This is a genomic window from Tabrizicola sp. (genome assembly GCF_041911175.1).
Classification (GTDB): Bacteria; Pseudomonadota; Alphaproteobacteria; order Rhodobacterales; family Rhodobacteraceae; genus Tabrizicola.
The window spans coordinates 68,879-81,440 of sequence record NZ_JAYRPN010000121.1; the positions used below are offsets into that span (position 1 = coordinate 68,879).

At 67.9% G+C, this 12,562-nt stretch carries 12 protein-coding genes; 5 read left to right on the forward strand and 7 right to left on the reverse strand.

The features are described 5' to 3' along the window. Positions 1-29: 29 nt before the first annotated feature. Positions 30-758 (reverse strand): DUF4386 family protein, encoded by a 729-nt coding sequence (locus tag ACE3P6_RS16545; RefSeq protein WP_374397209.1) that lies wholly within the window; start codon positions 756-758, stop codon positions 30-32. An 86-nt stretch (positions 759-844) separates the two neighbouring features. On the opposite strand from ACE3P6_RS16545, the gene ACE3P6_RS16550 reads away from it, so the two are divergent. Continuing rightward, positions 845-1,483: a TetR/AcrR family transcriptional regulator gene (locus ACE3P6_RS16550; RefSeq protein WP_374397212.1), complete on the forward strand. Its 639-nt coding sequence runs from the start codon at positions 845-847 to the stop codon at positions 1,481-1,483. Here the strand turns inward: ACE3P6_RS16550 and ACE3P6_RS16555 are convergent. The 3 genes from ACE3P6_RS16555 to ACE3P6_RS16565 form a co-directional block, all read right to left on the reverse strand. Continuing rightward, positions 1,477-1,899 carry a L,D-transpeptidase gene (locus ACE3P6_RS16555; RefSeq protein ID WP_374397214.1) on the reverse strand — a complete coding sequence of 141 codons (423 nt, stop codon included), beginning with the start codon at positions 1,897-1,899 and terminating at the stop codon, positions 1,477-1,479. The genes ACE3P6_RS16550 and ACE3P6_RS16555 overlap by 7 nt on opposite strands. A gap of 114 nt (positions 1,900-2,013) precedes the next feature. Continuing rightward, positions 2,014-2,703: a DUF1194 domain-containing protein gene (locus tag ACE3P6_RS16560; RefSeq protein WP_374397217.1), complete on the reverse strand. Its 690-nt coding sequence runs from the start codon at positions 2,701-2,703 to the stop codon at positions 2,014-2,016. Positions 2,704-2,755: 52 nt separating this feature from the next. Further along, on the reverse strand, positions 2,756-3,499 hold the full coding sequence (locus ACE3P6_RS16565) for a rhomboid family intramembrane serine protease (protein ID WP_374397219.1): 744 nt from the start codon (positions 3,497-3,499) through the stop codon (positions 2,756-2,758). 255 nt (positions 3,500-3,754) lie between these two features. On the opposite strand from ACE3P6_RS16565, the gene ACE3P6_RS16570 reads away from it, so the two are divergent. Further along, complete coding sequence (locus ACE3P6_RS16570; protein ID WP_374397222.1) at positions 3,755-4,045, forward strand: GFA family protein; 291 nt, start codon at positions 3,755-3,757, stop codon at positions 4,043-4,045. 63 nt (positions 4,046-4,108) lie between these two features. Here ACE3P6_RS16570 and putA read toward each other — a convergent pair whose 3' ends face one another. Next, positions 4,109-7,558: a bifunctional proline dehydrogenase/L-glutamate gamma-semialdehyde dehydrogenase PutA gene (putA, locus tag ACE3P6_RS16575; protein WP_374397226.1), complete on the reverse strand. Its 3,450-nt coding sequence runs from the start codon at positions 7,556-7,558 to the stop codon at positions 4,109-4,111. Positions 7,559-7,663: 105 nt separating this feature from the next. On the opposite strand from putA, the gene ACE3P6_RS16580 reads away from it, so the two are divergent. Next, complete coding sequence (locus ACE3P6_RS16580) at positions 7,664-8,125, forward strand: Lrp/AsnC ligand binding domain-containing protein (protein WP_374397228.1); 462 nt, start codon at positions 7,664-7,666, stop codon at positions 8,123-8,125. A 25-nt stretch (positions 8,126-8,150) separates the two neighbouring features. On the opposite strand, the gene ACE3P6_RS16585 is transcribed toward ACE3P6_RS16580, so the two are convergent. Beyond that, positions 8,151-8,276 carry a hypothetical protein gene (locus ACE3P6_RS16585; protein WP_374397231.1) on the reverse strand — a complete coding sequence of 42 codons (126 nt, stop codon included), beginning with the start codon at positions 8,274-8,276 and terminating at the stop codon, positions 8,151-8,153. 147 nt (positions 8,277-8,423) lie between these two features. On the opposite strand from ACE3P6_RS16585, the gene ACE3P6_RS16590 reads away from it, so the two are divergent. Further along, entirely contained in the window at positions 8,424-9,542 is a 1,119-nt protein-coding gene (locus ACE3P6_RS16590; RefSeq protein WP_374397232.1) for an aromatic ring-hydroxylating dioxygenase subunit alpha, read from the forward strand. 88 nt (positions 9,543-9,630) lie between these two features. Here ACE3P6_RS16590 and ACE3P6_RS16595 read toward each other — a convergent pair whose 3' ends face one another. After that, entirely contained in the window at positions 9,631-10,554 is a 924-nt protein-coding gene (locus ACE3P6_RS16595) for a DMT family transporter (protein WP_374397235.1), read from the reverse strand. A gap of 75 nt (positions 10,555-10,629) precedes the next feature. Between ACE3P6_RS16595 and ade the strand changes: the two genes are divergently transcribed. Further along, entirely contained in the window at positions 10,630-12,330 is a 1,701-nt protein-coding gene (gene ade, locus ACE3P6_RS16600; protein ID WP_374397237.1) for an adenine deaminase, read from the forward strand. Positions 12,331-12,562: the final 232 nt, after the last annotated feature.

Consider the following 12,562-nt stretch of genomic DNA (forward strand, 5'->3'; position numbering starts at 1 on the left):
CGCATCGTTCCCGCTGGTTCAGGCGCGGTCTATAGGGTCTGGCGCGCCGGAAAGAAAGAGTGCGCGATCAGCCCCGCTCCGGTGACGAGGAGCCAGAGCGAGAAGGCAAGGTAGCCCGCGACGGTGGCCATCGCCAGAAGCGGCGCCTCGTGGCCAAGGGCGATCGACAGACCTTCGCCAAGGCCAAGGCCGATGCCCGCCACGGCAAGGACGGCGACGGCGGCGCCGACCTTGGCAAGGCGCTGGTTGCCGGACAGGGCCTGAAGCGCGGCCAGCGTGACCCAGGCGAGGGTGAGGATCTGGCCGAGATGTTCGCCGACGGCGACCCCGCCCCAGCCGTTCAGCAGGGTGAAGGCGGTTTCCAGGCCGGCCCGGGTGGCGGCGTCGGTCGCTGGGTCGGCGTGCAGCGCGGCAAGCGCGGGGACGGCGAAAACCCAGCGGAAAAGGCCGATGGCCTGGGCGATCCCGGCAAGGGCGCCCATCAGCGCCGCGGCGACGGCCAGGCCGGGGCGGCGGGTCCAGTCGGCGGTGGTCAGGGCCAGCGCAGGGGCGAAGAAGATCAAGCCGACGGCCGAGAGGGCGAAGGCGTACCAGATGAGGATCAGCTGGGTGCCTCCGGCGGCGAAGGCGTCCAGCACCTCGCCCGCCGGGCGGCGCAGGATGTCGGGGTAGTCGAAGCTGGCGGCCAGAAGCGCGAAGGGCAGGTTGAAGGCGATGGCCAGTAGAAGGGCGGCCGCACCCAGCAGGGTCCGTTGCATGTTGTCCTCGGGGTTGGGGTGTGTCACTGTGTGGTGACAAGCGTATATCACCGGTCGGTGACATACGCAATGGAGTGGTCATGCCAATGCGCGAAGCGACTGATCTGCCCCCTGCCCCGCGCCCCCGCAACCGGGACGAAACGCGGGCAGCGATCCTGGCGGCGGCGCAGGCGCTTTTGGCCGACGAGGGATTTTCTGGGTTTGGGATCAATGCCCTGGCGCGGCGGTCGGGGTTTGACAAACAGCTGATCTACCGCTATTTCGGCGGGCTCGACGGACTGGTGGATGCCCTGGGAGAGGCCTTGGCCGGATGGGTCTCCGCTCATCTGGCACCGGTTCTGGCAGGGCAGATCGGCCCGGGCTACGGCGACATGGTAGAGGCGGTGATGCTCGCCTACCTCGACGCGCTTAGGGCCGATTCGCTGATGCAGAAGCTGGTGGCCTGGGAATTGTCCGACCCCTCAGCCCAGGTGCGGCGCCTGTCGGACCAGCGGGCGCGGGCGATGGGGGAACTGGTGGCGCGGCTGCGCGGCGAGCGTCAGCCTGCGCCCGGCCTCGACGCAGCTGCGCTGAACGCGATCCTGATCGCCGCGATCCAGCACCTGGTGCTGGCGGGGGCAACCTCGGGCCGGTTCAGCGGACTGCCCCTGGCCAGCGATGCCGACTGGGACCGGGCCAGAGCGATGCTGTCGCGGATCGTCCGGACGCTGAACGCGGCCTACTGAACGATCACCACGCGCATGTTTTCCATCCCCTCGGCCTTGACCATCTCGAACAGGATCTTGGCGTTCTTCGGGTCAAGCCGGACGCAGCCGTGGCTGGCGGGTTTGCCGAGCCGCTTGATCTGGTCGGTACCGTGGATGGCATAGTTGCCGCTGTAGAAGATGGCAAAGGGCATCGGCGCGTTGTTGTAGCGGCGCGAACGGTGGTTGCGCGACAGGAACTCGGGCTCATAGGTGCCGGGGGGCGTGACGCTGCCGCGCTTGGCGGTCGAGACCGGCCAGGTGTAAAGCAGCCGACCCTCGTGGTAGACCTTCATCTCCTGCGACGTGATCGAGACATGGGCGACGATCCGTTCCGCGAGCGCAGCCCCCGGCAGCAGCATCAGGCCCATGAGAAGCGCGGCAAAATGGCGGCGCATGGAAACCTCCGAATGTGTCTATCAATCACGGGAAGTTTTCCCGCTTGCCGTCAGTAGTCAACGGAAAACCGGCGAAATTCCGGTCAGGATTCCCTTAATCGTGGCGGGTTTGGGTCAGAGCCGGGCCGGATCAGGCCGCCGCAGCGCGCCGATCATCGGGCCCCGAAGTTCGCGCAGCAGCTTGCGCTGGATCGCGGCGGGGTAGTCGGCCTGCCGGGGCGCAAGCTCGACAAAGGCACCGGGGCCGCGGATCACCTCGTCCGCGTAATAGTCGACGATGTCGGCCTCGTGCTCGCCCACCGCCAGCCCGTTCACGGTGATCCCGGTGAAATCCTCGCGCTCGTAGGTGCGGGCGACCGAGATGCCCTCGTTGTTCTGCCCGTCACCCGCCACGTCGATGACCCGGCGCTCGCAGTCCGGCGCGTCACCCATCAGGTCGAGGCCGTAGCTGAGCGCATCGCCCAGCGCGGTGGCCAGCGGGGCCTCGGGGCGCGGGGTGCGGCGGACGGCCCAGATCGCGGCGTCCAGCGCTTCGGGGCTGTCGAGGATCACCCAGGGCTGGACGAGGTCCTGATAGCCCTTGCCGGACCAGTAGTAGATCGCCAGCGCCACCTTCCCCTCGGGGCCGAAGATCGCGGTGCGAACCTCCTTGTTCGCCAGCGCGCCGGCCAGGCCGTCGGTCTGGATCACATAATCCTGCGCGTCGATGGACCGCGAGACATCCACCGCCAGCGCCAGGGCAAGGCGGCATCCGGCCCCGGCGGGGGCGGCACAGCACAGCAGAAGCAGGACCAGCCGAAACATCGCAGCCTCCCCGCCCGCGATCCTACGCCGGGCGGGGCGATCCGCAAAGCGCTCAGCGGCGGCGGCGGACGAGGGGGATGTTCGACCGCGAGGCCTCGAACCGGGTTTCCGGGTGCGGCGGGTGGCCTTCCGTCGCCTGCCAGTAGCCGCTGGCCCCGCGCCTGAGCCAGGCGGGGACGGTCAGCACCAGCCCGGCGAGGAAACCGCCGACATGCGCCCAGTAGGCGACCCCACCCGCGTCCGACGGGGTGGCGACGCCGGAGAATATCTGGATGCCCAGCCAGATGCCCAGCACGATCCAGGCCGGGATGGCGAAGATGCGGAAGAAGATGATGAAGATGAACAGCACATCGACCTTCGCCCTGGGGAAGAGCAGCAGATAGCCCCCCATCACCCCGGCGATGGCGCCCGAGGCCCCGACCATCGGCATGACCGAGCCGGGATCGGGCAGCGCCTGGCCCAGACCCGCCGCCGCCCCGCAGGCAAGGTAGAAGACCAGGAACCAGAAATGGCCCATCTGCTCTTCCAGGTTATCGCCGAAGATCCAGAGGAACAGCATGTTGCCGCCCAGATGCATCCAGCCAGCATGCAGGAACATCGAGGTGACCACGGTTTCCCACCCCGCGCCCGACATCAGCCGCGCCGGGACGAGGCCCCAGGTCATGAACAGGCGGTTCGTCTCCCACTCCGAGAGCTGCGTGAAATACCACAGGAAGACCAGCACGTTGACCGCGATCAGCGCGAAGGTGACGTAGGGGGTCTGCCCCGAGGGGTTGTGATCGCGGATCGGAAACATGGGGTGAGAGTTTCCGATCAGGTTCCCCGGGTCAAGAGCGGGCCCGAAGCGGGAAGCGATGTCGCCGCCGGATTGAACGGGTTCGCATTTGGCAGCGAGGGCCGTGACCGCTGTGGCAGGATGACGGCATAGTTTCGCGGGGTCCTGATGTTTGGTCGCTGCCTGTGCGGATCGGTCCGCTTCGAAATCGACATGCCGGTCCTGAGTTGCGTGACCTGCCACTGTGAAAGCTGCAGACGGCAGTGCTCGGCGCCGATGACGACCTATGTCGGCGTCGCGGACGGGTCCTGGCGCTGGACGCGAGGGGCGCCCAAAATCTTCAGCTCGTCGCCTGGCGTCGAGCGCGGGTTTTGCCCGGACTGCGGGACGCCCCTGTCTTTTCGGTCGCAGAAGATGTCGGGCGTCATGCACCTCTATGTTGCCGCGATGGACGACCCGGAGGCCTTCGTGCCGACGCTTCATGTGGCCATCGAAGAGAAGCTGACCTGGCTGAAACTTGCGGACGGCTTGCCGACCGTCGTCGGACCTGACTACACGAAGGCTTGAACGCTCGGACGGGTGCCGTGGGAGTGGCGACGGGCAAGGATGCCTCCCCGTCGCCTTCGTTGCTCAGGCTTCCGCCACCGCGGCCAGAAGCTGCGCATTGCCGCCCGAGGCGGTGGTGTCGATGCAGAGGTGGCGTTCCAGGTGGGTGTGGCCCGCATCGGGCGCGGCGATCAGCGGCAGGATCGGGCCTTGCCGTTTCGCCAGCGCCTGCGCGTAGGGACGGCCCGCCTCGGCCTCGCCCCACCAGAGGGCGCCGGAGAACCCTTGCAGCGTCGCCAGCGCGTCGGGGGCCAGACCGGGGGCTTCGACCGCATGACCGCCAAGCTTGCGGATGGCTTCCGCCTGTTGCAGCGCCGTGGGCCGGCCGGGGCCGAGGCAGAGGATGGGCGCGCGGGGGGTCATGGTCAGGCGGTTGGATTCGCCGGTCGGGCCGGGCATGTTCTCGGCGATTGCGGCGGTGGCGGGCCAGGGGGCGGAGAGCGCCTTGGCAACCTCGGTGCCGCTGGTCGCGGCATCGTCGGGTGTGGCAGTGGGCATCGGGGCAAGGGTGAAGCGGGTCAGGTAATGCGGCCCGCCCGCCTTGGGGCCGGTGCCCGACAGGCCCTCGCCGCCGAAGGGCTGGCTGCCCACCACCGCGCCGATCTGGTTGCGGTTGACGTAGGTGTTGCCGACCTTCAAGCCCTCGACGATGCTCTGCACCCGGTCGTCGATGCGGGAATGCAGGCCGAAGGTCAGGCCGTAGCCGGTGCCGTTGATCGTGGCGATGACGGTGTCGATCTCCGACGCCTTGAAAGTGGCGACGTGCAGGACCGGGCCGAATATCTCGCGCGGCATGTCCTGGATGCCTTTGACCGAAAGGACGGTGGGGGCGATGAAGGTGCCCTGCCCCGGCGCTTTCAGGTCCTTGAGGACACGGCCCTCGGCCCGGGCGGCATCGACATAGGCGCGGATACCGGCCTGCGCCTCGGCGTCGATCACCGGGCCGATGTCGGTGGACAAAGACCACGGATCGCCCAGCGCCATGTCCTCCATCGCGCCGAACAGCATTTCGGTGACGGTATGGGCGACGTCCTCCTGCACATAGAGGCAGCGGAGCGCCGAACAGCGCTGTCCCGCCGACTGGAAGGAGGAGGCGATGATGTCGCGCACCGCTTGTTCCGGGAGTGCAGTCGAGTCCACCAGCATGGCGTTCAACCCCCCGGTTTCGGCGATCAGCGGCGCTGTCGGATCCAGATGGTCGGCCATGCTGCGGCGGATCGCCTGCGCGGTCTCGGTCGAGCCGGTGAAGGCCACGCCGTTCACCCTCGGGTCGCGGGTCAGGGCCGCGCCGACCGAGCCGTCGCCGGGCAGGAGTTGCAGGGCGGTCGGCGGCACCCCGGCGGCGAGCAGGTGGTCGACGGCAAGGGTGGCGATCAGCGGGGTCTGTTCGGCGGGTTTCGCCAGCACGGCGTTCCCGGCGGCGAGGGCCGCCCCGATCTGGCCGCAGAAAATCGCCAGCGGGAAGTTCCACGGGCTGATGCAGGCGAAGACGCCCCGCGCCGGGTGGGGCTGCTGGGTCTGGCTGGCGTAGTAGCGCAGGAAGTCCACCGCCTCGCGCAGTTCGGCGACGGCATCGGCGAGGGTCTTCCCGGCCTCACGCGCCAGAAGCGCGAAGATGCGCCCCGTATCTTCCTCCATCCGGTCGGCGGCGCGGTTCAGCACGGTCGCGCGTTCCTGCGGGGCGGCGGACCAAGGTTCGGCCAGCCGCAGCGCCGTTTCCACATCCGGCAGGCTGGCGGTGGTGACATGGCCGACCAGCGCGCCGGTGGCGGGGTTCAGGACGGCGAGTTGCGGGCCACCGACCACGCGACCGGCCAGACGCGGCGCGGCGTCGATCTGCGCCTGCAGGAAGGGCGCGCGGGCGGTCTCGATAGCGGCAAGGTCGGCAGTGTCGGTCAGGTCGAACCCCTTGGAGTTCCGCCGGGGTGCGAAGAGGGCCGGGCCGGTCGCCAGCGCGGGGCTGGGGATCGCCGCCAGCCCTTCCACCGCCGTCAGCGGGCAGGCGGCGACGGTTTCGGGGGCCACGTCCTCGTCGACGATCTGGTTGACGAAGCTGGAGTTCGCGCCGTTCTCCAAGAGCCGCCGGACGAGATAGGCCAAAAGATCGCGGTGCGCCCCGACCGGGGCGTAGATGCGGCAGCGGGTGCCCTTGTCGGTCAGGACGATGTCGTGCAGCCGCTCGCCCATCCCATGCAGCCGCTGGAATTCGTAGTCCCGCGCCGTCAGCCCCTGCGCCCCGGCCATATGCAGGATCGCGGCGACGGTATGGGCGTTGTGGGTGGCGAACTGCGGATAGATGCGGTCGGTCAGGGCCAGCAGTTTCCGGGCATTGGCGATGTAGCTGACGTCGGTCGACTGCTTGCGGGTGAAGACCGGGAAAGAGGTCAGGCCCAGCACCTGCGCCCGCTTCACCTCGGCGTCCCAATAGGCGCCTTTCACCAGCCGCACCATGATCTTGCGGTCCAGCCGTGCGGCCAGTGCGTGCAGCCAGTCGATCACCGCCCCGGCCCGCCGCCCATAGGCCTGCACCACGACGCCGAACCCGTCCCAGCCCTTCAGCGCCGGGTCCGAGAGCGTGGCCTCGATCACCTCCAGCGACAGGGCGAGGCGGTCGGCCTCCTCGGCATCGATGTTGAAGCCGAGGCCCGCCGCTTTCGCCAAGGTGGCAAGGGCACGGACGCGGGGGACCAGTTCCTCCATCACCCGCTCGCGCTTCGCCACCTCATAGCGCGGATGCAGCGCCGAAAGCTTCACCGAAATCCCCGGATTGGTGCGGATGTCGTTGCCCTTGGCCGCCCGCGCGATGGCGGTGATCGCGCGGGAATAGCTCAGGTGGTAGCGCCGCGCGTCGGCCTCGGTCCGCGCCGCCTCGCCCAGCATGTCGTAGCTGTAGGTGTAGCCGCGCGATTCCAGTTCCTCGGCCCGGTCCATCGCCTTGTCGATGGTCTCGCCCAGCACGAAGTTGCGCCCCATCTCCTTCATTGCGCGGGAAACGGCGGTGCGGATCACCGGCTCGCCCAGCCGCTTGACCGCGCCGCGCAGCGTGCCGACGATGCCCCCCTCGCGGTCGTCCAGCACCTTGCCGGTCAGCATCAGCGCCCAGGTCGAGGCGTTTACGAGGCTGGACGCCGATTTCCCCAGGTGCCGCCCCCAGTCCGAGGGCGCGATCTTGTCCTCGATCAGCGCATCCATCGTCTCGGCGTCCGGGACCCGAAGCAGCGCCTCGGCCAGACACATCAGCGCGATGCCTTCATCGGTCGACAGGCCATATTCGGCCAGGAACACCTCCATCAGCCCCGGCTTGGCGCTGGCGCGGATGCGTTTCACAAGGTCTGCGCCCTGCGCCACGATGGCCGCCCGAGCGGGCGCGTCGAGCGCGGCCCCCGCCACCAGACGCTGCACCAGCGCGGTCTCGTCGGTCAGGCTTCCGGTCTGGATGATCGACCAGGCGGACAGGGCAACATCGGCAGTCATCGGGGCACCTCTTCGTTTCGCCCAGCATATACGCAAACGCTCAGGCTGTTTTCCCGAAACTTTGGTGCTATGCAGGCGAAAGCCGACGAAATTCGGAGAATGGCAATGCCAACCGACCGCGCCGACCTCGACCGCTTCGATCTTGCCATCCTGCGCGTGTTGCAGACCGAGGGGCGGATCGCCGCCGTGGAGCTTGCCCGCCGGATCGGCCTGTCGAAATCGCCGACCCAGGCCCGGATGAAGCGGCTGGAGGAGGCGGGCATCATCACCGGCTACCGCGCGATCCTCGACCCGATCCGCATGGGCCAGGCGCATGTCGCCTTCGTCGAGGTGCGGCTCTCGGACACGCGCGAGGCGGCGCTGACCGCCTTCAACAAGGCCGTGCTGGTGGTGCCGGAAGTCGAGCAATGTCACATGATGGCATCGAGCTTCGACTACCTGCTCAAGGTCCGCACCGCCGACATCCAGTCCTACCGCCGCGTGCTGGGCGAGGTGATCAGCGCCCTGCCGCATGTGGCCTCGACCTCGACCTATGTGGCGATGGAGGCGGTGAAGGAGGTGTTCTAGGCGGGTGGTGGGATAAAACCCCACCCTACTCCTTCGGCTTGCCCGCCGGGATCGTGACCTTGGCATTGGTCGACGACACCGCGACCGGGGCCTTGGCGGCCTCTTTCTTCGGCTTCTTGGTTTCCTTGCGCTTGTTCATGCCCTTGGCCATGACCGTCCCTCCCTGCCCGGCCATGATGGCCGTGCCGCAGCCTAGGCCTGCTGCGTCGTCTTTGCACGGGCCATTTGCGCCCGGGCTTGCAAGACCCCAACCCTGCCACCAGACTGCCGCCAGCCGTGCCACAGACCGGGGGAACCGATGAGCCTTGACCGCGCCGACCTGACCGCCGCCACCCAACCCCTGAACCGGGCCCGCTCGATGCCCGCCGGGTTCTACACCGACCCCGCGATCTTCAAGGCCGAACGCGAGCGGGTGTTCCTGAAACACTGGTTCTTCCTGACCCGCGCCGAGGAATTGCCGGACCCCGGCGACTACCGCGCGTTCGACAGCCCCGGCGGCCCCATCGTGCTGATCCGGGGCAATGACGGGCAGTTGCGCTGCTTTGCCAACTACTGCCGCCACCGCGGCTCGATCCTGTTGGAAGGCAAGGGCAACGTGGGGGGCCGCATCACCTGCCCCTACCACGCCTGGAGCTACCTGAACGACGGCCGCCTCTACGGCTGCCCGGACATGAAGGACGCCGAGGGCTTCGACAAGGTGGAGAACGGGTTGGTCGCGCTGGACCTGGACGTGTGGGAGGGCTTCGTCTTCGCCCGCTTTACCCGCGAAGGGCCGTCCTTGCGCGAGCATCTGGGCGATTTCCCCGAAAGGATGGCCAGCCACAAGCTCGGGGCCATGCGGCGTACCTGGTCCGTCACGCTGGACGTGGCCTGCAACTGGAAGCTCATCCTCGAAAACGCGGTCGAGACCTATCACACCGGCATCGTCCACCGCGACACCGTGGGGGCGCAGCAGTCCCGCTCACCCGCCACGAGGGGCGACTGGATCGCCATTCAGGTGATCTCGGGCCGGTCGATCGCCACCTTGGGCAGCGACCAGCCGCCCTTCCCGCCGATCGAGGGGCTGGACGAGGAGGCGAAGCTCGGGACCTATTTCACCGTCGTCTTCCCCACGGTGCAATTCGCCGTGGCGCAGGATTGCCTGTGGTGGCTGAACACGCGACCGGTCAGCGAGAACCGCACGGTGCTGGAGGTCGGCGGCTGCTTCCCGGAAGATCGGCTGTCGCTCCCGGATTTCGAGGCCCGCGCCGAACCCTATTACGACCGCTGGGAACGCGTCGCCAAGGAAGACGTGGGCATTCTGGAAAAGCAGCAGCGTGCGCTTGCCTCGGCGCTTTACCGGCCCGGGCCCCTGTCCTGGCGCGATGACATGGTGCAGGCGATGGGCGTCTGGGTGCTGGACCGGCTGGGACTTTGACCGGGCGGCTCGTCGTGCGCCTTCGGCTTCTCCTCGCTGGAGAGCTGTCCGAGCGAGGAGTGCCCGAAGGGCTTCGACGAGCGGCCCGTCACCCCTGCGGCGTCATCGCCTTCCTTTGCCGGGCGCGTTCCAGCCCCAGCTGCCGCTCGCGCCAGATGATCAATATCCCCGCCGCCACGATCAGCGCGGCACCCGCCAGCATCGGCAGGGTCGGCACCTCGGCGAAGACGAAATAGCCGATCCCCAGCGCGAAGATCATCGAGGCATAGTCGAAGGGCGCCACCAGCGACGCATCCGCCTCGCGGTAGCTGGAGGTGAGCAGGATCTGCCCGACCCCGCCCAGCAGCCCCGCCGCGACCAGGATCGCCGTCTCGCCCGGTGTGGGCCAGACCCAGCCGAAGGGGATGGTGATCAGCGACAGCGCCGTCGCGGTCAGCGAGAAGTAGAAGACGATGGCCGCCGTCGGTTCGGTATTGACCAGCCGCCGCACGAAGACCTGCGCCAGTGAGGCGAAGACCGCGCCGCCCAGCACGACCATCGCCCCGAAGGCCTCCAGATAGCCCGCCGCGTCGCCCGACAGCACCGTGAGACGCGGGTAGACCACGATCATCACCCCCACCATGCCCATCGCCACCGCGCTGATGCGGAAAAGGCGGACCTCCTCGCCCAGGAACATCGCGGCGAAGACCACGGTCAGGATCGGCGCGGCATAGCCGATGGCCGTCACCTCCGGCAGCGGCAGGTAGCCGAGCCCCGCAAAGCCGAAGCCCATCGCCAGCGTGCCCATCAGCCCGCGCCAGAAATGCCCGAAGGGGTTCGCCGTCTTCAGCCCGCCCGGCAACTCGCGCCGGACCGCCAGCCAGACGAAGATCACCGGGATCGCGAAGAACGACCGGAAGAACACCGTCTGCCCCGCCGGAACGTGGTCGGCGGTCGCCTTGATCATCGAGGCCATGACGATGAAGACCAGCACGGAGGCAAGCTTGAAGGCGATGCCGCGAAGGGGGCGCATGGAAGGTTCCGCAAAGGTCACGGCCACTAGACGCCGCATGAGGTTTCAGGTTCCCTGATCCGAAAGGAGAATGCCATGCCGAAAGCACCGCTTGCCGACAGAATCGATCAGGGCCGCGGTCTGGTGCCCGCCGATCTGGTGCTGAAGGGGGGAAGGGTCTTCGACCTGATCACCGGCGATCTGGTTGCAACCGACGTGGCGATCTGCGGCGATACCATCGTGGGGGTGTTCGGGAGTTACTCGGGGCGGCGGGAGATCGACGTGTCGGGCCGCGTACTGGTGCCGGGGTTCATCGACACCCACCTGCATGTGGAAAGCTCGCTGGTGACGCCGCACGAATTCGACCGCTGCGTCACCCCGCGCGGCGTGACCACCGCGATCTGCGACCCGCACGAGATCGCGAATGTCTGCGGGATCAAGGGCATCCGGTTCTTCCTTGAGTCGGCGTCGCAACTGGTGATGGACCTGCGGGTGCAGCTGTCGTCCTGCGTGCCCTCGACCCATATGGAGACGACCGGGGCCCGGCTGTCGGCTGCCGATCTGGTGCCCTTCATGGACCATCCGAAGGTGATCGGGCTGGCGGAGTTCATGAACTATCCCGGCGTGCTGATGAAGGACGCGGGCTGCCTGGAGAAGCTGGAGGCCTTCGAGGGCCGCCACATCGACGGCCACGCACCGCTTTTGCGGGGGAACGACCTGAACGGATATCTCTCGGCGGGAATACGGACCGAGCATGAGGCGACCACCTACGACGAGGGGCTGGAAAAGCTGCGCAAGGGGATGCGGGTCTTGATCCGGGAAGGCTCGGTGTCGAAGGATCTGCACGCGCTGGTGGGGCTTTTGACGGAGCGGTTCTCGCCCTACCTCTGCCTCTGCACCGATGACCGCAATCCGCTGGATATCGGCGAGCACGGGCACCTCGACTACATGATCCGCACGGCGATTGCCCTCGGCGCGCCGCCGCTGGCGGTCTACCGGGCGGCCTCGCTGTCGGCGGCGGAGGCCTTCGGGCTGAAGGATCGCGGGCTGATCGCGCCGGGCAAGCGGGCCGACATCGCGGTGATCGACTCGCTGGAAGGCTGTCATGCGAGCCTCGTGCTGGCGGGGGGCGTGGTGGCGGATGACGCGGCCTTCGCAGGGCGGGCCGGGACCGAACCGGTGGCGCGGGGGTCGGTGAAGTCGGCCAGGATCGAGGCGGGGCATTTCCGCACCGGGGGCAACCGGGTGGAGACGCCGGTGATCGGCATCCTGCCGGGCAAGATCATCACCGAGCACCTGAGTTTCGACATCGCGCCGCAGGACGGGGACAAGCGACCGGACCTGACCCGCGACCTGGTGAAGATCGCGGTGATCGAGCGGCACGGGATGAACGGCAACCAGGCGACGGGGTTCGTCAGGGGGTTCGGGTTGCAGAAGGGGGCCATCGGGTCGACAGTCTGCCACGACCACCACAACATCGCGGTGGTGGGGGCGGAGTACGAGGACATGGCGGTCGCGGCGAACCGGCTTGTCGAGATCGAGGGCGGCTTCGTGGTGGTGGAAGGCGGGCGGGTGCTGGCCGAGCTGGCGCTGCCGGTGGCGGGGCTGATGAGCCTCCGGTCCTTCGAGGAGGTGCGGGAGGAGCTGGTGGCCTTGCGGGCGGCGGCGGCCTCGCTGGGGGTGGTGCTGGAGGAACCGTTCCTGCAGCTGGCCTTCCTGGCCCTGCCGGTGATCCCGCATCTGAAGATCACCGATATGGGGATGGTGGATGTGGACCGGTTCGAGGTGATCCCCTGAAACTGTCCACGGTGGACATTTCCGGATTTCCTTTTTTCTACATATATTTGACCGCGGACGTTAGGAATTTGGTAACCTGCACGACAGTAGGTTGGTGAGGGCGATGCTTTGTGGTTTTCTGTCGGACTCTTCCTCGCCAAGGGAGCGTCCGATGGAAAGCCCTGCAGTCACCGCCCTCACGCAACGCCTACTGCCGCGGGTGGGGGTGAGCAAGTCCCGGACCGAGACGCTC

Excerpts from the sequence above, each read along its gene's own strand:
- ACE3P6_RS16545 (WP_374397209.1), bottom strand. The coding sequence starts at position 758 with ATGCAACGGACCCTGCTGGGTGCGGCCGCCCTTCTACTGGCCATCGCC.
- ACE3P6_RS16550 (WP_374397212.1), top strand. The coding sequence starts at position 845 with ATGCGCGAAGCGACTGATCTGCCCCCTGCCCCGCGCCCCCGCAACCGG.
- ACE3P6_RS16555 (WP_374397214.1), bottom strand. The coding sequence starts at position 1,899 with ATGCGCCGCCATTTTGCCGCGCTTCTCATGGGCCTGATGCTGCTGCCG.
- ACE3P6_RS16560 (WP_374397217.1), bottom strand. The coding sequence starts at position 2,703 with ATGTTTCGGCTGGTCCTGCTTCTGCTGTGCTGTGCCGCCCCCGCCGGG.
- ACE3P6_RS16565 (WP_374397219.1), bottom strand. The coding sequence starts at position 3,499 with ATGTTTCCGATCCGCGATCACAACCCCTCGGGGCAGACCCCCTACGTC.
- ACE3P6_RS16570 (WP_374397222.1), top strand. The coding sequence starts at position 3,755 with ATGACGACCTATGTCGGCGTCGCGGACGGGTCCTGGCGCTGGACGCGA.
- putA (WP_374397226.1), bottom strand. The coding sequence starts at position 7,558 with ATGACTGCCGATGTTGCCCTGTCCGCCTGGTCGATCATCCAGACCGGA.
- ACE3P6_RS16580 (WP_374397228.1), top strand. The coding sequence starts at position 7,664 with ATGCCAACCGACCGCGCCGACCTCGACCGCTTCGATCTTGCCATCCTG.
- ACE3P6_RS16585 (WP_374397231.1), bottom strand. The coding sequence starts at position 8,276 with ATGGCCAAGGGCATGAACAAGCGCAAGGAAACCAAGAAGCCGAAGAAA.
- ACE3P6_RS16590 (WP_374397232.1), top strand. The coding sequence starts at position 8,424 with ATGAGCCTTGACCGCGCCGACCTGACCGCCGCCACCCAACCCCTGAAC.
- ACE3P6_RS16595 (WP_374397235.1), bottom strand. The coding sequence starts at position 10,554 with ATGCGCCCCCTTCGCGGCATCGCCTTCAAGCTTGCCTCCGTGCTGGTC.
- ade (WP_374397237.1), top strand. The coding sequence starts at position 10,630 with ATGCCGAAAGCACCGCTTGCCGACAGAATCGATCAGGGCCGCGGTCTG.